The 19,853-nt window shown below is 64.8% G+C and carries 20 protein-coding genes; 6 read left to right on the top strand and 14 right to left on the bottom strand.

The features are described from left to right. Positions 1-188: 188 nt before the first annotated feature. The 8 genes from KM135_RS08800 to dapA all read right to left on the bottom strand — a co-directional run bounded on the left by KM135_RS08800 (position 189) and on the right by dapA (position 9,826). Complete coding sequence (locus tag KM135_RS08800) at positions 189-530, bottom strand: cupin domain-containing protein (protein WP_246605860.1); 342 nt, start codon at positions 528-530, stop codon at positions 189-191. Positions 531-628: 98 nt separating this feature from the next. Next, entirely contained in the window at positions 629-3,283 is a 2,655-nt protein-coding gene (gene alaS, locus KM135_RS08795) for an alanine--tRNA ligase (RefSeq protein ID WP_221713636.1), read from the bottom strand. 527 nt (positions 3,284-3,810) lie between these two features. Next, positions 3,811-4,164, bottom strand: coding sequence for a VOC family protein (locus KM135_RS08790; protein ID WP_221713635.1), 354 nt, complete (start codon positions 4,162-4,164; stop codon positions 3,811-3,813). A 4-nt stretch (positions 4,165-4,168) separates the two neighbouring features. Next, positions 4,169-5,248 carry a recombinase RecA gene (gene recA / locus KM135_RS08785; RefSeq protein ID WP_221713634.1) on the bottom strand — a complete coding sequence of 360 codons (1,080 nt, stop codon included), beginning with the start codon at positions 5,246-5,248 and terminating at the stop codon, positions 4,169-4,171. 123 nt (positions 5,249-5,371) lie between these two features. Further along, a complete protein-coding gene (locus tag KM135_RS08780; RefSeq protein ID WP_343228171.1) occupies positions 5,372-7,777 on the bottom strand; it encodes a response regulator in 2,406 nt (801 codons plus the stop codon). A gap of 44 nt (positions 7,778-7,821) precedes the next feature. Then, positions 7,822-8,415: a DUF2062 domain-containing protein gene (locus KM135_RS08775; protein WP_221713632.1), complete on the bottom strand. Its 594-nt coding sequence runs from the start codon at positions 8,413-8,415 to the stop codon at positions 7,822-7,824. Next, positions 8,415-8,897, bottom strand: coding sequence for an SsrA-binding protein SmpB (smpB, locus tag KM135_RS08770; protein WP_221713631.1), 483 nt, complete (start codon positions 8,895-8,897; stop codon positions 8,415-8,417). The genes KM135_RS08775 and smpB overlap by 1 nt, the downstream gene beginning before the upstream one ends. 50 nt (positions 8,898-8,947) lie before the next feature. Next, positions 8,948-9,826 carry a 4-hydroxy-tetrahydrodipicolinate synthase gene (gene dapA / locus KM135_RS08765; protein ID WP_221713630.1) on the bottom strand — a complete coding sequence of 293 codons (879 nt, stop codon included), beginning with the start codon at positions 9,824-9,826 and terminating at the stop codon, positions 8,948-8,950. Between the two features lie 118 nt (positions 9,827-9,944). On the opposite strand from dapA, the gene KM135_RS08760 reads away from it, so the two are divergent. The 4 genes from KM135_RS08760 to KM135_RS08745 are packed head-to-tail and all read left to right on the top strand — an operon-like array spanning position 9,945 to position 13,278. Then, a complete protein-coding gene (locus KM135_RS08760; RefSeq protein ID WP_246605859.1) occupies positions 9,945-11,930 on the top strand; it encodes a lytic transglycosylase domain-containing protein in 1,986 nt (661 codons plus the stop codon). Positions 11,931-11,977: 47 nt separating this feature from the next. Next, positions 11,978-12,154: a hypothetical protein gene (locus KM135_RS08755; RefSeq protein ID WP_221713628.1), complete on the top strand. Its 177-nt coding sequence runs from the start codon at positions 11,978-11,980 to the stop codon at positions 12,152-12,154. Further along, positions 12,155-12,643, top strand: a complete 489-nt coding sequence (gene greB / locus KM135_RS08750; RefSeq protein ID WP_221713627.1) for a transcription elongation factor GreB — start codon at positions 12,155-12,157, stop codon at positions 12,641-12,643. Beyond that, complete coding sequence (locus KM135_RS08745) at positions 12,610-13,278, top strand: hypothetical protein (protein WP_221713626.1); 669 nt, start codon at positions 12,610-12,612, stop codon at positions 13,276-13,278. The genes greB and KM135_RS08745 overlap by 34 nt, the downstream gene beginning before the upstream one ends. Positions 13,279-13,735: 457 nt before the next feature. Here the strand turns inward: KM135_RS08745 and KM135_RS08740 are convergent, their stop codons facing one another. Further along, positions 13,736-14,251 carry a cupin domain-containing protein gene (locus KM135_RS08740; protein ID WP_221713625.1) on the bottom strand — a complete coding sequence of 172 codons (516 nt, stop codon included), beginning with the start codon at positions 14,249-14,251 and terminating at the stop codon, positions 13,736-13,738. A 133-nt stretch (positions 14,252-14,384) separates the two neighbouring features. Between KM135_RS08740 and KM135_RS08735 the strand changes: the two genes are divergently transcribed. Further along, positions 14,385-14,840, top strand: coding sequence for a YdeI/OmpD-associated family protein (locus tag KM135_RS08735; RefSeq protein ID WP_221713624.1), 456 nt, complete (start codon positions 14,385-14,387; stop codon positions 14,838-14,840). Continuing rightward, positions 14,833-15,372 (top strand): GNAT family N-acetyltransferase, encoded by a 540-nt coding sequence (locus KM135_RS08730; RefSeq protein ID WP_343228169.1) that lies wholly within the window; start codon positions 14,833-14,835, stop codon positions 15,370-15,372. The genes KM135_RS08735 and KM135_RS08730 overlap by 8 nt, the downstream gene beginning before the upstream one ends. A gap of 321 nt (positions 15,373-15,693) precedes the next feature. On the opposite strand, the gene KM135_RS08725 is transcribed toward KM135_RS08730, so the two are convergent. The 5 genes from KM135_RS08725 to aspS are packed head-to-tail and all read right to left on the bottom strand — an operon-like array spanning position 15,694 to position 19,696. After that, positions 15,694-16,305 carry an HAD-IA family hydrolase gene (locus KM135_RS08725; RefSeq protein ID WP_221713623.1) on the bottom strand — a complete coding sequence of 204 codons (612 nt, stop codon included), beginning with the start codon at positions 16,303-16,305 and terminating at the stop codon, positions 15,694-15,696. Positions 16,306-16,313: 8 nt separating this feature from the next. After that, positions 16,314-17,099 (bottom strand): polyphosphate kinase 2 family protein, encoded by a 786-nt coding sequence (locus KM135_RS08720; RefSeq protein WP_221713622.1) that lies wholly within the window; start codon positions 17,097-17,099, stop codon positions 16,314-16,316. Continuing rightward, positions 17,100-17,483 carry a type II toxin-antitoxin system VapC family toxin gene (locus tag KM135_RS08715; RefSeq protein WP_221713621.1) on the bottom strand — a complete coding sequence of 128 codons (384 nt, stop codon included), beginning with the start codon at positions 17,481-17,483 and terminating at the stop codon, positions 17,100-17,102. Between the two features lie 7 nt (positions 17,484-17,490). Next, complete coding sequence (locus tag KM135_RS08710) at positions 17,491-17,871, bottom strand: hypothetical protein (RefSeq protein ID WP_221713620.1); 381 nt, start codon at positions 17,869-17,871, stop codon at positions 17,491-17,493. A 43-nt stretch (positions 17,872-17,914) separates the two neighbouring features. Continuing rightward, the gene (aspS, locus tag KM135_RS08705) at positions 17,915-19,696 is read right to left on the bottom strand and encodes an aspartate--tRNA ligase (RefSeq protein ID WP_221713619.1); all 1,782 of its coding nucleotides are present in this window, start codon (positions 19,694-19,696) and stop codon (positions 17,915-17,917) included. Positions 19,697-19,853 lie beyond the last annotated feature (157 nt).

The following is a 19,853-nucleotide window of genomic DNA, read 5'->3' as shown; positions in this document are numbered from 1 at the left end:
CCTCATCCGTCGGCCTAAAGTCACACCAAGGTCACACTATCAGCGATTTTATTCGGCTCCGGTTCGATGTTTCGGCCGTTGCCCGAATGCTGCTGGAAATGAGAAAGAGCGATGCGCCGACTCAGGCCGCACCGTCATGACATCATCCGGGCGCTGTAGGACAGACCTGAAGCACCACGCCCGCCCACTCAGCGCGGGCGATGCTCGGTGCCGAGACCGGCGGTGATGAAGAGCGCACGCGCCTCGCCCTGAATGTCGGCAGTGTGCCAGACGCCGGGCGGGTTGATGGCATAGTGGCCCGGTTCAAGCACGATCGTTTCGATCTGGCCGCCGGCTTTCTCCTGATGCAGGGTCATCTTGCCGGACAAGCAATAGACGATCTCGGCGCCGGACGGATGCCGTTCCCAGCTGGTCCAGTTTTCGGTGAAGAGATATTCGCTGATGAGGCGCCCGTCGGCGCCGTCATAAGCATGGCGAGTGCCATATTCGGCATACCAGCTCATCTCCTGCTCCATGCGCGGCTCGCTCATGGCGAGGCCACCGCGACCGAGATGAATCGGGTAATCAATCAATGACTTACCCGACATAGCTCGCGTCCTCTCTCACTATTCCGTCAGCATGTCCGCACTCAGGCCGCCGCGATGACCGCCTTGACCGCGTCGATCGCCGCGCCTGCCGCCGCGCCATCCGGCCCGCCGCCCTGCGCCATGTCCGGACGGCCGCCGCCACCTTGCCCGCCCAGCGCCGCGACGCCGGTGCGCACCAGATCGACCGCGCTGTGCTTGGCGACGAGATCATCCGTGACGCCCACGGCAATGGTCGCGCGCCCCTCATTGGTGGCGACGATCACGGCGATGCCGCTCGCGAGGCGTCCCTTCGCCTCGTCGATCAGGCCGCGCAGGCCCTTGGGATCGAGCCCGTCGAGCTGCTGGGCCAGCACCTTGTAGCCATTGACCAGTTCCGGCGCTGCGGCGGCCGACACGCCACCGCCCGATGCGCCGGCAATGGCGAGCGCCTTCTTCGCCTCGGCCAACTCGCGCTCCAGCTTGCGGGTCTGTTCGCTAAGCACGGCGACGCGCGCCGCGGCCTCGTCCGGCGTGGTGCGCAGGGTCGAGGCAATGGCGCGGAGTTGCTCGTCGCGATGCGTCAGCCACTGGCGCGCGGCCTCGCCCGTCAGGGCCTCGATGCGGCGCACGCCGCTCGCCACGGCGCTCTCGCCGATGATCTTGAACAGGGCGATGTCACCCAGGGCATGGACATGCGTGCCGCCGCACAGTTCGACCGAATAGGTGCCCTCGTCGCCATGGCCCATGGAGAGCACGCGCACTTCCTCGCCATATTTCTCGCCGAACAGCGCCATGGCGCCGGCCTCGATCGCGTCATCGGGCGTCATGAGGCGCGTCATGACTTCCTGATTGCCGCGGATCTGGGCATTCACATCGGCCTCGACCGTCGCGATCTGCGCGGGCGTCAGCGCTTCGGGATGCGAGAAGTCGAAGCGGAGGCGATCCTCGGCGACGAGGCTGCCCTTCTGCGTGACATGCGGGCCGAGCGCCTTGCGCAGGGCGGCATGCATCAGGTGCGTGGCGCTGTGATTGGCGCGGATGCGGGTGCGGCGGGCCGCATCGACCTGGAGATGGACCATGTCGCCAACGGCAATGGCGCCGCTCTCGATGACGGCATGATGCGCATGCAGACGGCCGAGCGGCTTCGACGTGTCATCGACGCGCGCGACAAGGCCGTCGGCGCGGATCGTGCCGGCGTCGCCCGTCTGGCCGCCGCTTTCACCGTAGAAAGGCGTCTGGTTGGTGAGAATGGCGACGGTCTCGCCTGCTTCGGCACGATCGACGCGCGCGCCGTCCTTGACCAGAGCGACGACCTGGCCTTCGCCGGTCTCGCCGATATAGCCGGTGAATTCCGTTGCACCCTCGGCCTCGGCAATGTCGAACCAGACATCCTCGGACGCCTTCTGGCCCGAGCCCTTCCAGGCGGCGCGAGCAGCGGCCTTCTGCGCGGCCATGGCGGTATCGAAGCCGCCGCGATCGACGCCGAGCCCCTGGGCACGCAGGGCATCCTCGGTCAGATCGTAGGGGAAGCCGTAAGTATCGTAGAGGCGGAAGGCGGTCTCGCCGGGCAGCGTGCCGCCCTCGGGCAGGCCGACCACCGCCTCGTCGAGCAGGCGCAGACCCTTTTCGAGCGTCTGGCGGAAACGGGTTTCCTCGCGCAGCAGCGTTTCCTCGATCAGCGGGCGGGCACGCACAAGCTCTGGATAGGCAGCGCCCATCTCGGTAACGAGGCCGCCGACGAGGCGATGCATGAGCGGCTCGGGCGCGCCAAGGAGATGAGCATGGCGCATGGCGCGGCGCATGATCCGGCGCAGCACATAGCCACGGCCTTCATTGGAGGGCAGCACGCCGTCGGCTATGAGGAAGCCCGAGGAGCGCAGATGATCCGCGATGACGCGGTGGCTGGCGCGGGCCTCGCCTTCGGCCGTCTTCTTGGTCAGCGCGACCGACTGGGCGATCAGCGCCTTGAACGTGTCGGTATCGTAATTGTCATGCACGCCCTGCAGTACGGCCGCGACACGCTCGATACCCATGCCGGTGTCGATGCTGGGCCGCGGAAGATCAAGCCGCGTGCCATCGGCCTGCTGCTCATATTGCATGAAGACAAGATTCCAGATCTCGACGAAGCGGTCACCATCCTCCTCCGGGCTGCCGGGAGGGCCGCCATAAATATGGTCGCCATGATCGTAGAAGATCTCGGAACAGGGGCCGCAGGGGCCGGTATCGCCCATCGACCAGAAATTGTCCGACGTGGCGATGCGGATGATGCGCTCCTCCGGCAGGCCGGCGATCTTGCGCCACAGCCCGAACGCCTCGTCATCGGTATGATAGACGGTGACGGTCAGCCGATCGGGATCAAGGCCCCATTCCTTCGTCAGCAGCGTCCAGGCATGCAGGATCGCCTGCTCCTTGAAATAATCGCCGAAGGAGAAGTTGCCGAGCATCTCGAAAAAGGTGTGGTGCCGGGCGGTATAGCCGACATTGTCGAGATCATTATGCTTGCCGCCGGCGCGCACGCACTTCTGCGACGAGGCCGCGGTCCTGTAGGGGCGACTCTCGAGGCCGGTGAACACGTTCTTGAACGGCACCATGCCCGCATTCACGAACATGAGCGTCGGATCGTTGTTCGGCACGAGCGGCGCCGAGGCCACGACTTCATGTCCATTGGCCCCGAAATAATCGAGGAAAGCGCGGCGGATATCGTTGGTCGATGTCATGGGGTTGCAGTTAGGGGATGGCGGGCGCCGCGACAAGCCGCGAGTGCTGCAAAACCGGCCTGCTTATTCGGAAGCGACGCGCCGAAACGGCCCATGCTCGGGCGTGGATGGCGTCGGCCTGGCGGCGCGGTTTGTGTCTCGGTTGTGACATGGCGGCATCCATGTGGTGCGTAACAATCTTGCGAAGGTTCGGAAAGTTCGGGGGTCGGGGCAAAAATAAAATCGGTTTCGGCCGAGTCGGTGGCTTTGGTCGCGCTCCACCGGGCGAACGATGCCAAGCACCGGGCGTGTAGGACAGAGCGTATTTGCTGCAGCTCGACCATCAGATTTCGTTCGCCCTGAGCTTGTCAAAACCTGTCCTGAGCGCCTGCCTTGGCGGGCAGTCGAAGGGGTTCGTCCTTCCTCTTTCGCGACAGCGCGGAAGGAAAAACAGTCCTTCGACAAGCTCAGGGCGAACGGAGAACGTGAAGAAACTGCGATCGTTCGCCTGAAACCGGCAAGCGGTCCGGACAGGTGCGAAAGAGACCTCAGCCCTCGTCCGAGGCGAAAACAGTCAGCTCGTTGCCGCCCGGCTCCCGGAAATGGAAGCGGCGGCCGCCGGGGAAGGCGAAGATCGGGCGGATGACAATGCCGCCGGCCGCTTCGACCGCGGCAAGGGCCGCTTCCAGATCCTCAACCTGAAGGCCGGGCAAGGGCGCAGCCGGAGCCTCGGCCGCGTCCCCCTGGAGACCGAGATCGGTCCCCTGCCCCATGGTTCCGGCATAGGTCGGCCCGAAGCGGGTCAGCTCCCATCCGAAGGCGGCGCTGAAGAATTCGGCGCTCGCCTCGCTGTCCGCCACGGGCAGCTCGACATAAGCGAGCGTTGCCGGAACCGATGTCATGGTCTCAGTCTTCGCCGCTATCGTCCGCATCCGGACCGGTCATCATGCCCTCGGCGACTTCCTCGGTCTTCGCGCGGATCGTGCGCTCGAGCTTGGCCATCATCTCCGGATTTTCCTTGAGGAACGTCTTGGCGTTCTCACGGCCCTGACCGATGCGCACGGAATCGTAGGAGAACCAGGCGCCCGACTTCTCGATGATACCGGCCTTGACGCCGAGATCGAGAATTTCGCCGATCTTGGAAATGCCTTCGCCATACATGATGTCGAACTCGACCTGCTTGAACGGCGGGGCCACCTTGTTCTTGACCACCTTCACGCGGGTCGCGTTGCCGACGATGTCGTCACGATCCTTGATCTGGCCCGTGCGACGGATGTCGAGACGAACCGAAGCGTAGAATTTGAGCGCGTTGCCGCCGGTTGTCGTCTCGGGATTGCCGTACATGACGCCGATCTTCATGCGCAGCTGGTTGATGAAGATCACCATGCAGCGCGAGCGGCTGATCGAGCCGGTCAGCTTGCGCAGCGACTGCGACATGAGACGCGCCTGCAGGCCGACATGGCTGTCGCCCATCTCGCCCTCGATCTCGGCGCGCGGCACCAGCGCGGCGACCGAATCCACCACCAGCACATCGATGGCATTGGAGCGCACCAGCGTATCGGTGATCTCCAGCGCCTGCTCGCCCGTATCGGGCTGCGAGACGATCAGCTCGTCGATATTGACGCCAAGCTTCCTGGCATAGACCGGATCGAGCGCATGCTCGGCATCGATGAAGGCCGCGGTGCCGCCGGTCTTCTGTGCCTCGGCGATGACATGCAGCGCCAGCGTCGTCTTGCCCGAGCTTTCCGGACCATAGACTTCGATCACGCGGCCGCGCGGCAGGCCGCCGACGCCGAGCGCGATGTCGAGGCCCAGCGAGCCGGTCGAGATCGCCTCGACCTGCATGGCTTCCTTCGAGCCCAGCCGCATGGCCGATCCCTTGCCGAAGGCGCGATCGATCTGTGCCAACGCCGCTTCAAGTGCTTTCTGCCGTTCCATGGTCCCCGAATTCTTTTCGCCGTCGATAAGCTTGAGGCTTGCCGTCATGATGCTGCTCCCCATGGATGTCAAACACGCCGTGGCAGGATCGCCAATGGGAGCTGCGTATCCTATTTGTTCTCATGGAACAAGAGGAGAACATATTTTTCTTGTGGACCGCCTCACGAAGGCTCAGTCCGTGATCAGCGACTCGTTCTTCTCGCCGGTCACGACGCCGCGCTCGCGGGCGGCGGCGAGGACATCGCGGGCGGCCTCGGCCAGCTGATTCACCGAGAAGGGCTTGGGCAGGAAGGCGACATTATCGATGTCGATCGACTTGCGCAGCTGCTCCTCGGCATAGCCGGACATGAACAGCACCGGCATATCCGGATCGGCGGCGCGGACGGCGCGGACCATCGTCGGGCCATCCATGCCGGGCATGACGACATCCGAGATCAGCAGATCGATCTTCTCGGCCTGGTTGAGGCGCGCGAGGCCCTGCTCGCCGTCGCTGGCAGTGATGACGGTATAGCCCTGGCGCGTGAGCGCGCGCTCGGCGACGGTGCGGACCATGTCCTCGTCCTCGACGAGAAGGATGGTGCCGGTGCCCCAGGTCTCGGCGGCGGGCTTACGGCGTGCGACAGTCGTACCGGCGGCGGCTTCGGCGGCAGCAGCGTGGACCGGCAGATAGATGCTGAAGGTCGTGCCCCGACCGACTTCCGAATCCGGGAAGATGAAGCCGCCCGATTGCTTGACGATGCCATAGACGGTCGAGAGGCCGAGACCCGTGCCACGGCCGACGCCCTTGGTCGTGTAGAAGGGCTCGAAGATCTTGCCGAGCAACTCGGGCGCGATGCCGGTGCCGGTATCGGCGACGCTGAGCGCGGTATAGTCGCCGATCGGCATGATCTCGTTCTTCATGTCGCGCACGTCGGCGGCGGAGACCGAGAAGGTGCGGATCGTCACCGTGCCGCCCTCGGCCATGGCATCGCGCGCGTTGACGACGAGATTGACGATGACCTGCTCGAGCTGGCCGGGATCGGCGCGGACCGTGCCGAGATTGCGGCCGTGATAGGTCTCGAGCTTGATGTTCTCGCCAAGCAGGCGCTTCAACAGCGTCGAGATTTCCGAGACAACGTCGGGAAGCTGGAGCACTTGCGGACGCAGGGTCTGCTGGCGCGAGAAGGCGAGCAGCTGGCGCGTCAGGGCGGCGGCGCGGTTCGAGTTGGCCTTTACCTGCTGAATGTCGTCATAATCGCTGTCGCCCGGCGTATGACGCATCAGCATGAGATCGCAATGGCCGATGATCGCGGTCAGGATGTTGTTGAAATCGTGCGCGACGCCACCGGCGAGCTGCCCGACCGCCTGCATCTTGGTCTGCTGCGCGACCTGGCGCTTGAGGCGCGTTTCCTCACTATTGTCCTTGAGGCTGAGCAGCACAGCCGCTTCGCCAAGGCCGCGGACACCGGCAAGGCTGAGCGAGATCGGCTCATCCGGCGTTGCGCGCAGGCGCACGGCGATGTCGCCGGACATTTGCGGCCCGATGGCATAGCGCCGGATCGACTCTGCCACGGCCGCCTGATCCTCGCTGATGACGAGATCGCCCGGATAGCTCGGCTTGTCCGTCGGCCCCAACCCTGCGGCCCGGCCGAAGGCATTGTTGAAGAACAGAAGCCGCCCGTCCCGATCGGCCATGCCGAGGCCGAAGGGCAACAGCGACAGCAGCGTCTCGACATAGGCAAGGCTGGAAATCCCATCGACCGAGGCGACGGTGTCGTCGACCATGATGAGCACGAGCAGCCCCTGCGGATCGTCCGGCCGCACGGGTATCTGGATCATGCGGACCGGCGTCGCCTGGCTCTCCTCCTGCGCGAAGAAGATGCGGCCCTTGGGATCGACGCGCATATAGCCCGCGAAATCGCGCCCGATGATGTTCGCATCAGCACGACCGGTTGCGCGGAGCGAGAAGGCAAGATTGGCGGCGCGGATGCGCCCTTCCCCGCCGATCATCACGCACATGATACCGGCTTCGCTGATCTGCTTCCCTGCCTCGCCTTCGATCACGCGCAGATAATCGTCCATGACGCTGGTCTGACGGACACTGGCGAAGCGCCAGAGGAGATAATCATCGACGCGGCCGGTGCGCACGACCTGCACATCGAGCTGGAGGCTGCCGCGCAGGAGGCCGAGCACTTCCGCCTCGCCATCGCGCCAGGCGGCGCGGCCGGCGTTGACGAGCTGCTCCTGATCGCGGGTCGATACCTTGATCTCGGGCGGGACCGGATAGCCGGGGAACCACTCGCCATATTGATCGCTGGCGCAGACGAGGCGGCCGGTGCGATCGGTGACGGCGATGGCGAGGCCCGCTGCTTCCGCCGCCGCGCGTGTGATCGTCCAGTCGGCGACGATGGACTGGTCACTCTCGACTTTGGGGAAGAGCCGGCGCGCATACCAGATGAGTGCGCCGCCACCGATGACAGCAGCCAGGAAGCCCCCGGCCAGAACCGCATCCTTCAGCAGCCAGAGGAGCAGGCCGGCACTGACCAGCCCCGCGACCAGAATGACCGGCAGTGGGCTTAACCTCGGCTTCTCGGCAATCAGGCTGAGCAGATCGCCGCGATGCGAGCCCGGCCCGATCGCCTTCACGATATCTGTTCCTTGAGCGGCAGGCTGGCGCGCGCATGCTCGCGCAAGTGCGCCCGGTGCCGCCATTTGCGCGCCAGACGGCCACGCCACATCCAGGACGCCATCAGATAGCCGACCGCCGCGCTGACGACCGACACCACGGTCAAGCCGAACAGCAGCGCGGGCGCGGCCTCGGACGAGAGCCAGCGCGCCCATTCCGCGATGCTGGCATGACGCTCGATCATCGCCATGAGCTGGGTCATGTCACCGGTGCCGCCGAGCATGCGCGTGCCGATGAAATAGGACGCCGCGAGGAGGAAGGGCGTGGTCGCCGGGTTGGACAGGAAGGTCATCGCCGCCGCGATCGGCACATTGGCACGGAACGGCAGGGCCAGCAGGGCAGCGCCCGCGATCTGCAGCCCGGGAATCAGCAGGAAGATGCCGACCAGCAAGCCGAGCGCGACGCCGCGCGGGACCGAGCGGCGCGTGAAGCGCCAGAGCTCGGGCGCCAGCACGCGATGCGCGACGGGCCGGATGACGCGGTTCTGCTCCAGGCTCTCGCGCGTCGGCATGGCATCGCGGAAGGCCCGGACGATATGCTTCTTCGGCATCAGCCGCGCTCTCTCATGATGCGACCTTGCTCGCGCTTCCAGTCGCGTTCCTTCATCGTATCCCGCTTGTCCCGAACATTCTTGCCCTTCGCCAGCGCCAGTTCGACCTTCGCCTTGCCGCGCTCGTTGAAATAGACGCTGAGCGGCACCAGTGTCATGCCGTCGCGCGACACGGCGCCATGCATCTTGGAGATTTCGCGCTGCTTGAGCAGCAGCTTGCGCGGGCGCTTGGGCTCATGGTTGAAGCGATTGCCGTGGCTGAACTCTGGGATATTGCTGTTGACCAGCCAGATCTCCTCGCCCTTCACCTCGGCATAGCTCTCCGTGATCGACCCGTCGCCGAAGCGCAGCGATTTCACCTCGGTCCCGCGCAGCACGATACCGGCTTCATAGACATCCTCTATGAAGTAATCGAAACGCGCGCGCCGGTTCTCGGCGACGGTCTTGACCTTGTTGAACTCGGAAGGACGCGGGCGGGCCATGGGAAATCTCTGATCAGAAGCTCGTTATAGATTTAGGGTATGAACCAGCCCTAAACCAGACCCGCAATTTCCATCGCACGGTCAACTGTCGCGCGGGCGGCACCGGACGGCCATGTGATCGGCAGGCGGACTTCGGTCGGCATATCATTGCGCAGGCGGGACAGCGCATATTTCACCGGGCCCGGCGACGAATCGCAGAACATCGCATCGTGCAGCGTGTAAAGCCGGTCCTGAAGCTCGAGCGCCCTGGTCCACGCACCGCCCTGACACGCCGCCTGGAAATCGGCGCAAAGGCGCGGCGCGATATTGGCGGTGACCGAAATGCAGCCGACGCCGCCCATGGCATTGAAGCCGAGCGCGGTCTCGTCATTGCCGGAAAGCTGGCAGAATTTCGGCCCGCAGGCGAGGCGCTGCGCGGTCACGCGACCGAGATTGCCGGTCGCGTCCTTGACGCCCACCACCGAACTGAACTCTTCCGCGAGACGATGCATGACGGGCACGCCGATGTCGGTGATCGTGCGGCTCGGCACGTTGTAAAGGATGATCGGCAGATCGCAGCGCTCGGCCAGATAGGCGAAATGCTGATAGACGCCGTCCTGATTGGGCTTGTTGTAATAAGGCGCGACGACAAGCGCCGCCGTTGCGCCCGCGGCCTGCGCGGCGAACATGTGCTCGAGGGCGATGCGCGTGTCGTTCGAGCCACAGCCGGCGATGACCGGCACCCGGCCGGCAGCCTGCTCGACGCAGATCCGCACGACGCGATTATGCTCCTCGATCGTCATCGTGGCGCTTTCGCCGGTCGTGCCGCAGGGCACGAGACCGCTCGACCCCTCCTGAATCTGCCAGTCCACGAAGCTCCGAAAAGCGTCCTCATCGACCCTGCCGTCGCGAAAAGGAGTCACAAGTGCAGGAATCGAACCGGAAAACATCAAAAAACTCCTTCAAAGCGCGCGCTCGGACAGGCATAGTAGGCATCATGCACGCGCCTGTTCACTGTTCGATCATCTTGGCTCTGCCATAATGAACCTCATGGGAAAAGACCTTCGCTTGAGTGGACTGGTTCTGATCGCGGCTCTCGCGACCGGCGCCACGAGCGCATCGGCGCCCCAGACCGGCCAGCCGGTCACCTGGGAAGCCGTGCGCGGCCAGATCGAGGCCAGCGCCAATGAGGATGCGCGGACGCGCGACGCCATCAGCAACTGGCGACGGCTGGCATCGAGCAACAGCTTCACATTCGCGGCCTATGCCGACTTCCTGATCGCCAATCCCGACTGGCCGGACGAGAACCGCATGCGTGGCAATGCCGAGCGGCTGGTGAACGCCGATCTCGACGATCCGGGCAAGATCATCGCCTTCTTCCAGAAATTCCCGGCGGCCACCGCGCAGGGCAAGGCCGTGCATGCGCTCGTGCTGGCGCGTCTCGCTCGGCTCGACGAGGCTCGCAAGATGGCGCGCGCCGCCTGGGTCGCCGGGCCGATGGACCCGCTGACCGAGGAGCGGCTTCGCGCGCAGTTCGTCGGCTCGTTCACGGCGGACGATCATCTCCAGCGCGCCGATGCGGCGCTGTGGCGTCGCCGCCCCGATGTTGCCGAGCGCGTGATGCCGATGGCGCCGGTGACGCGGCAGGCGGTGATCGCGGCGCGCATCGCCTTCCAGCGCAAGGCGGCCGATGCCGGCGCCAAGATGGGCGCGGCCGATCCGGTGGGCGTCATGGATGCGGGCTATCTGGCTGACAAGACGCGCTGGATGATCGACGGCGGCAATTTGTCCGGCGCACGGAGCATGCTCGCCAACCGCGCCGCGCTGATCCAGGGGCCGAGCGATCCCGAGAAATGGTACGAGCTGCTGCTCGCACAGGCCCGCGGCGCGGCGACCGACGGGCAATGGTCGATGGCCTATGCGATCGCCTCCAAGGTAGACGACGCCTTCCCGGCCGGAACCGATGTCAGCCTGCAATCGCTCGGCGTGCGCGACGATTATACCAGCCTCGCCTGGCTGGCCGGCACGGCGGCGCTGAACAAGCTTGGCCGCCCGGCCGACGCGGAGGGCATGTTCGCGCGCTACGCGACCGGTGCGCGCTCGCCGCAGACCGTGTCCAAGGGCTATTACTGGGCCGGACGTGCTGCTGCGGCGGCGGGCCGGACAACGCAGGCGAACGATTACTTCGCGCGGGCCGGTGCCTTTGCCGATCAATATTATGGGCAGCTCTCGCTCGAGCGGCTCGGCCGGCCCATCCCGACGCCGGGCGCGGCAGAGCGCGCGGTCGAGATTGCCTCGGCCGAGCGGTCCAACTTCCTCGCGCGCCCGATCGTGCGCGCCGCGATCAAGCTCGGTCGCGAAGGCCAGTGGATGGACCAGTCCAAGTTCGTGCGCGCCATCGCCGCGCAGGCCGAGACGGATCAGGACCATGTGCTGGCCTCCGAACTGGCGCGGACCATCGGGCGACCGGATCTCGGCGTCATGGTCGGGCGGCGCGCGACGGCGAGCGGCCTATCGGGCTATGCCGAGGCGAGCTTCCCGCGCATGACCGTTCCCGAGGGGCATCAGACCAATTGGACGATGATCCACGCGATCACGCGGCAGGAAAGCCAGTTCGACCGGGCGATCGTCTCGCATGCCGGAGCGCGCGGGCTGATGCAGCTCATGCCGGCGACCGCGGCGGAAGTCGCGGGAAAAATGCAGCTTTCCTACAATACCGGCGCGCTGTTCGAGCCCAATTACAACATCCAGCTTGGCAGCACCTATTTCCGGCAGGTGCTGAACTATTATGGCGGCAGCTACCCGCTGGCGGTCGCAGCCTATAATGCCGGCATGGGCAATGTGAACAAATGGCTCAAGGCCAATGGCGATCCGCGCACCGGCGCCGTCGATATCGTCCAGTGGATCGAGGACATCCCGATCTACGAGACCCGCAATTATGTCCAGCGCGTGCTGGAGAATGCGGTGGTCTATGATCTGGTGAGCCCGGTGCGAACGGTCTCTATGTCCCCCGCCCCGCTGAGCAAGTATCTCGGCAAATCGCGGCCGGGTTGAACCGGAACAGATTGCGCCCGGACGCCGGGAGCGCCTAAGGGGGGCGCATGACCGAAGAGACTAGGAGCTCCGGCGCACCGGAGGAAACCACCCCCGAAACCGACAGCACGGTGCCGGGCAGCACAGGCAACAAATCCTTCTGGATGGGCATCGGCATCGGCTCGGCTGCCGTCGTTGCGGCGCTGATGTATGCCAAGCGTCCGCGCGGCAAGCGCCGGACCTGAATGAGCGCCCCGCCGCGCCCCAACTTCATCACCCCGGCCGGCTATTCGGCCCTGCGCGCGGAATATGACCAGCTGCTCGGCGACGAGCGGCCGCGGATCGTCGAGATCGTGAGCTGGGCCGCCGGCAATGGCGACCGCAGCGAGAATGGCGACTATCTCTACGGCCGCAAGCGCATGCGCGAGATCGACCGGCGGCTCAAATGGCTGGCCGAGCGGATGAAGGCGGCCAAGGTCGTCAATCCCGCCGAGCAGCCGGACAAGGCGCGGGTCTATTTCGGCGCGACCGTCACCGTCGCCGACGAAGAGGACAATGAGCGCGTCGTCACGATCGTGGGCAATGACGAGGCGGATGCGGGCGCCGGGCGGATCGGCTGGGACAGCCCGCTCTCCCGTGCTTTGCGGGGTGCGGGGATCGGCGATCTGCGGCGCGTCCAGCTTCCGGGGGGAGAGAAGGAATGGGAAGTCGTCGCGATCGACTATCCAGGATGAAATGGGCGCTCGGCCTGTTGCTGCTCGGCCTAGCGATGCCGGCTGCGGCAGCTGACTGCCCGACCGGCCGCTTCCGCGCGGCGGCGGGGCCGGATGTCGCCTCCGGTCTCGAGATCGGCAAGGATGGCCATTTCCGCTATTTTCTGAGCATGGGCGCTGTCGATGAAGGCGCCGAGGGCGTCTGGACCTGTGACAAAGGCACGCTCAAGCTCACGACGCAGCCGACGCCGAAACCGGCTGCGTTCCGGCTCGACAAGGTGACGGACGGCGAAGAGGCGCCCTTCTCGCTCGTCGTGACCTGGCCCAATGGGCAAGGCGTACCGGCAGTCGATTTCCGCATCGATTTCGCGAGCGGCGAGCCGGTGACCGGTTACACGCAGCAGGATGGCTGGGCGCGCGATTTCGAGGATCGCTGGCCGACCGGCGTTCAGTTCGCGGAGCCTTTCTACGGGACGGAGTCGGCGCTTCTGCCGATCCCGCAGCGCCGGGGCATCAGGCTGCATATCGTGCTGGAGCCGAATGATATGGGCAAGGCGGCGTTCGACGACACGCTCGTCACGCAGGAGGACGGGAAGCTGATCCTGCACTGGCGCGGCGGGAAATTGCCCTATGCGCGGGATGAGGACGGCGAATAGGCGCGAAGTGCGCGCGTTCGTGCCTCTCACTGGCAGAGTCGGGATTGGGGAAACTGCGCATTTCTGCGGGTTTCGGGCGGTATTTTCGTTAACTTCCCTCATATCGCGCATGGTGAGACGCGACGGCGCTTCACGGCCTTAGGAGCAAGCCTTTGTTTTGGAATGGTTTTACGAAATCAAAGAGCGCAGCCGTTGGGGCGGGCCGTGCAGTTACCTTGGCATTGAATGGGGGCTGTAGGACAGAGGTCGCGACTTTTGCCCGTTTGTTCCCCGGCCCTTCGACTGCCTGCCAAGGCAGGCGCTCAGGATAAACTCGGCTACGCCGAGGCCGGGGCCCAGACTCGGCGCGAAGCGCCGAACCCCGCTACCGCGCGGCAATCATTTGAAGGACTGGACCCCGGCCTCGCCGGGGAACAGCTTGGGTTGCAGGATCGACGCCCCCCTTCCCGCGACAAACTCACGTCATCAATTCGAGCGGCTTGGGCAGCGTCTCCAGCAGCGCCTCGTCGAAGGTCGCGTCGATGTGGAAGAAGGCGCAGCGGGCGATGCTGTCGGAGCGGTTTTCCCAGGCGTGATTGGTGCCGCGCTGGACGACGACATCGCCGGGGCCGAGGACGACTTCGCTGTCGTCGAGCAGCAGCGTGACTTCGCCCTCGATCACGACGACATAATCGAGCGTGCGCGTGCGGTGCATGACGGTGCGGTGGCCGCCCATGCTGGCGGGATAGAGCTCGATCAGGCGCAGCAGATGGCCCGAGGGCGGCATGATGGTGAAGGGTTTGTTGTTGGGCTCGGTCGCCTCGGTTGCGGCGAGCGACGGGACGGCATCGGGCACGTTCCACATCTCGACGAAATCCGCGCCGACATCGGGGCCGGTCATGGCGTGAGTCTGGGGTGGCGGGCCGTCCGACAGGATGATGGATTTGCCGCTCTCGTCATGGCCTGTGACGATGCGTCGGCCCTTGCTGCTCATGTGATTGCCCTCTCCGTCTGTGCCGGCGTTACTTTTGCTCGCATCGTTCTGGCGGAAAACCGGTTCCCAGTTTTCCGCCCGATGCTCTAGATGTCGGATCAGTCATTGGCGCAGTCAAGCGAGCGGAGCGATCATGGCCGTTTCCAGAACCTATCTTTGGCAACCGAAGCCGGGCGATGATCGCTTCGCAATCCCCGTGCCGTTCGATCCCAAGGCGCTGTTCGGGCGGACCAATGCGCCGGTCGTCGTCGCGATCGGCAAGCACAGCTATCGCAGCACGATCACCAATATGGGCGGATCGCCCTGGGTGCCGTTCCGCAAGAGCAATCGCGAGGCGGCGGCGATCGGAGACGATCTGGCGAGCATCGAGGTGACGCTGACTTTGGACGAGGCCGAGCGCATAGTCGCGGTGCCGGAGGATCTGGCAGCGGCGCTAGCCGGGATCACGGGTGCGCGCGAGGCCTGGGACAAGCTCAGTTTCACGGCGCGGCGCGAGCATGCCGAGGGGATAGAGGGCGCCAAGCGGCCGGAGACGCGGGCGAGCCGGGTGGCGAAGGCGGTCGAGGCCGTCAGGGCGCTGCTTGGCTGAGGTCGTATCGATGGAGATTCGCCTCGCCACCGAGGCCGACTGGCCGGCCATCTGGGAGATCATCCGGCCGATCATCCGCGAAGGCGAGACGCTGGCGATCGACCGCAATGCGGACGAGGATGGCGGGCGGGCCTATTGGATGGCGCCGGGCAAGAGCGTGTTCGTGGCGCTCGACGAGGCTGGCGAGACGATCGGAAGCTACACGCTGCGCGCAAACCAGACCGGGCCGGCCGGGCATGTCGCCAATGCGGGCTATGCCGTGCGCGGCAACCAGCGCGGCAAGGGGATCGCGCAGATTTTGTGCCGCCATTCGCTGGAGGAAGCGCGGGCGCGCGGCTTTCGGGCGATGCAGTTCAATCTTGTCGTCTCGACCAATGAGCGCGCCGTGCGGCTGTGGCAGCATATGGGCTTTGCGATCGTGGGGACGTTGCCGGGGGCGTTTCGGCATCCCGTGCTGGGCCATGTGGATGCTTATGTGATGTTTCGGGGGCTGGTGGACGAGAGCCAGCCAATGACAGTCGATGGGCACTGAAGCTTCCCAGATGAGCACGAGGCAACGTTTGCGGCGTTGCAGGATGCTTTCGAGATGGCTCATTGCCTATCTACCGCCATTGTTCACCGCGTTTGCAGCTTTGGCTTTTGCCGCGCATTCGTATCTTGGTTTCCTGCTTATCCTAGCGGTCCCTGCTTTGATGCTGGCCGGCTTCACCGTCGCGACGATCGGCGTTTTCCGACGGCGCTGCTGGCATTGCAACGAGAGGTTTCTCTCGCTGGCCTTTCCAGTTTGTCCATTTCAGAGCTGGTGCGACCATTGCAGCACGCGAGCAGACGAATCTGAGGATTGATAAGCCGGTCAGAGCAGTGAATCGACCTCAGCGAGCAGGTCCGCCAGCCTGTCGCATCCCGTCCAAAGCGCCGCATGCCAGCCCTGTACCCGTGCCGCATTGACGTTCTCCTGCTTGTCGTCGGCGAAGAAGATGTCGCCCGGCGCGAAGCCGGTGCGCGCCTCGATCGCGCGGTAGAAGTCCGGGTGTGGCTTGGGGACGCCGAGATCGGCGGCATAGTGCAGCCCGTCGAACAGGGTGCCGAAGTTGAGGACATCGCGGAGATAGCGGGCGCGCTCATGCTCCTGAACGGTCGCGAGATGGACCGGCAGGCCCTGCGCGCGGAGCGTGGCGACCTCGGCGAGGAGCGGCGCGTTCAGATGGCTGTCGTTGCGGAACCAGTAATCGATGAAGGTGTCGCATGGGAGGTGTGGTGCGATCTCCGCGAGGACCGGCGTGAGGCGGTCGCGCGAGTCTGCTTTGCCCTGGATGATGTCGTGCCAGTGCGGGGTGAAGAAGGCTTCCTGAAGCCGCACGGGCGAAAGGCCGAGGTCGTGCTCCAGATTGACCGACCAGCCGCGGGGCTCGGGATGGACGATGAGGACGCCATCCACGTCGAGCATGACGACCCGGATCGGCATGGTTCGGCTCAATCCTTCGGCTTGTAGCCGAACGCCTCGCGCGCGAGTTCGATCACGGCGGGATCGGCGGGGTGCATTTCCATGGGCACGCATTTCTCCAGCGCGTCGGCGATGGCGGTCAGCGCGGTGATGCGGGCGGATTTGCGGTCATTGCCGTCGATCACGTGCCAGGGCGCCCAGCGCGTGTCGGTGCGCCTGAACATGTCGTGGATCGCCTCGAGATAGTCGTCGCGTTTCGCCCGGTTACGATAGTCTTCGGCGCCGGTCTTCCAGCGCTTCCAGGGATCGTCGAGCCGCTGGGCAAGCTGCTTGTCCTGCGTCTTCTGCGTGATGTGGACGAACAGCTTGACGATGGTGTTGCCGCTATCGACCTGCTGCGCCTCGAACTCGTTGATCTCGTCGTAGCCGCGCTTCCAGTCCTTCTCGGCGCAATAGCCCTCGACCCGCTCGACCAGCACGCGCCCGTACCAGCTACGGTCGAAGATCGCGATATGCTTGTCGGCGGGGAGCCGCGTCCAGAAGCGCCAGAGGAAGTGGTGGCCCAGTTCCTCCTCGGTCGGCGCGCCGATCGGCCAGACGCGGAAATAGCGCGGATCGAGCAGCGCCGTCATGCGCTTGATGATGCCGCCCTTGCCGGCCGCGTCCCAGCCTTCCAGCATCACGACGCTGCGCTTCTTGTGCAGGATGTGCGCGACCTGGATCTTCTCCAGCCGCTTCTGGAGCTTTTCCAGATCCGTATCGAAGTCGCCCGTATAGTCGGCGCCTTTTTCGTATTCGGAGAGCTTGATCGTCATTCAGGACACTCCGACGCAGGGCACGCCATAATCCGTCATCCGCCGATCGCTCGTCATGATCGAAGCTCCTTCCGCCATGGCCTGTGCAAGGACCATATGATCATAGGGATCGCCATGATGAAAAGGCAGGTCCTCCAAGGCGGCAAGATGAGCGGGACTCACGCCGAGCAGGCCAATGCCCTGCTCCTCGATCAGACCGGAAAAATATGTGCCCGGCTGATCGAACTTGTGGACACGCCATTTGATGCTGATCTCCCACAAGCAGACGATGCTCGTCATGATCTGATTGCGGGGATCAGCAATACGCGCGCGGGCGCGGCGTCCGAGACTGGGATCATCGATCAGCCACCAGATGAGCGCATTGGTATCGAGCAGCAGCTTCATTTATGCTTCATTTATACCAGGGCTTATCCGTGTCCTCGCCATACATGGCCTCGATGAAACCATCGGGCCATTCGCTCCCCTCTTCGGATAGCGTGAGCATGCCTCGCAGGGCCCCCGGCTGACGCGGCTTGCCACCCTTGGTCCAGACCCATTCGCCATCGACCAGATAAGGCGGCCCTGCCGGAGGGGCCTCCACCGGAGCCATGCGATAGTTCAAAGACATTTCCCGCACTCCAGCAGGGGCCACGGCCGGCTCGGCTGCCGGAACGACCGCGATCGATTCCAGATAGTCCTTCACCAGCGCGGACAATGACGTGCCCAGCTCGGCCGCACGGATGCGGGCCTTGCGATGCAGCTCATCATCGATGGCGACGGTGACGTTTTTCATGAAGATCACAGTATCGCAGTTTCACAGTCGAGGCAAGAGGTGGTCAGCCCTTGGACGGCTCCACGACGCGCAGGTGAAGCTCGCGAAGCTGCCTGAGCTCGGCCGGTGCGGGCGATCCCATCAGCAAATCCTCGGCGCGCTGGTTCATCGGGAACAAGGTGATCTCGCGCAGGTTGATGGCCCCGCACAACAGCATCACGATACGATCGATACCGAACGCCGCGCCGCCATGCGGAGGCGCGCCGTATTGGAACGCGCGATAGAGGCCGCCGAAGCGCTCCTCGACATCCGCTCTGCTGAGGCCGACCAGCTCGAACGCCTTGACCATCGTCTCGGGCAGATGGTTGCGGACCGAACCGGAGGCGATCTCGAAGCCGTTGCAGACGGCGTCATATTGATAGGCCTTGATCGACAGCGGATCGGCGCCCTGCAACGCCTCGATCCCGCCCTGCGGCATCGAGAAGGGGTTGTGCGAGAAATCGACCTTCTTCTCGTCCTCGTTCCACTCGTAGAAGGGGAAATCGACGATCCAGCACAGCGCGAAGCGGTTCTTGTCGATGAGGTCGAGCTGCTCGCCGACGCGGATGCGCGCGAGGCCGGCGAGCTTGGCCGCCTGTTCCGGCTTGCCGGCGGCGAAGAAGACGCCGTCGTTCGGGCCCAGGCCGAGCGCGGCGATCAGCTTCGCGGTCGCTTCCGGACCATGGTTCTTGGCGATCGGGCCGCCCGGCTCGCCATCCTTGATGTTGATATAGCCAAGACCCGAAAAGCCTTCGCTGCGGGACCAGTTGTTCATGTCGTCGAAGAACTTGCGGCTGCCGGCGCCTGCGCCGGGTGCCGGTATCGCGCGAATGACGCCGCCGCTCTCGACGATCGAGGCGAAGATGCCGAAGCCCGAGCCGACGAAATGATCGGTCACGTCGGTGATGATGACGGGGTTGCGCAGGTCCGGCTTGTCCGAGCCATATTTGAGGATGGCTTCGTCATAGGGAATGCGCGGCCATTCGCCGGCGGGCGTCACATGCTTGCCCTCGGCGAACGTCTCGAACACGCCGGACATGACCGGCTCGAGCGTCGCCCACACGTCTTCCTGCGTGACGAAGCTCATTTCGAGATCGAGCTGATAGAATTCGCCGGGCAGGCGGTCGGCGCGGGGATCCTCGTCGCGGAAGCAGGGCGCGATCTGGAAATAGCGGTCGAAGCCGGCGACCATGAGCAGCTGCTTGTAGATCTGCGGCGCCTGCGGGAGCGCATAGAACTTGCCCGCGTGGATGCGGCTGGGCACCAGGAAGTCGCGCGCGCCCTCGGGCGAGGAGGCCGTCAGGATCGGCGTCGAATATTCGGTGAAACCCGAGGCCTGCATGCGCTGGCGCATGTCCGAAATGATCTTGGTGCGCTTGACGATGTTGCCGTGCAGCGTGTCGCGGCGCAGATCGAGGAAGCGATAGCGCAGGCGCTGCTCCTCGGGATATTCCTGCTCGCCGGCGACCGGGATCGGCAGCTCGGCCGCCGCCGACTGCACGACAGCCTCGGCCACGCGAATCTCGATCTCGCCGGTCGGCAGGTTCGGGTTCACCGCTTCCTTCGCGCGCGCCTCGACCGTGCCGGTGATCGTCACCACGCTCTCGGCCTTCAGGCTCTCGATGACGGCGAAGACGGGGCCGTCCACCTCCGTCACGATCTGGACCATGCCGTAGTGATCGCGCAGGTCGATGAAGACGAGATCGCCATGATCGCGCTTGCGATGGACCCAACCGGACACGCGGACAGTCTCGCCGGCGTGCGTCGCGCGAAGTTCCCCGCAGGTGTGCGTGCGATAGGCGTGCATCTTTTACTGGCCTTTATTTCGCGCCCCGCATTGCGAGGGCGCAGGATGAATGACAAAGCTGACGACAAAATCAGATTGGGGAGCTAAGAGACCCGCTTCAATCGCCTGTCACCCGGCTCCCGATCGAGGATCGGCCCATAATAAGATCACCTGCCTT

Origin of the sequence: Sphingobium xanthum, from assembly GCF_019737615.1 — a bacterium.
Lineage (GTDB): Bacteria > Pseudomonadota > Alphaproteobacteria > Sphingomonadales > Sphingomonadaceae > Sphingobium > Sphingobium xanthum.
The sequence above is the reverse complement of the archived record's forward strand: the minus strand, read 5'-3'. Positions and strand labels throughout refer to the sequence as shown.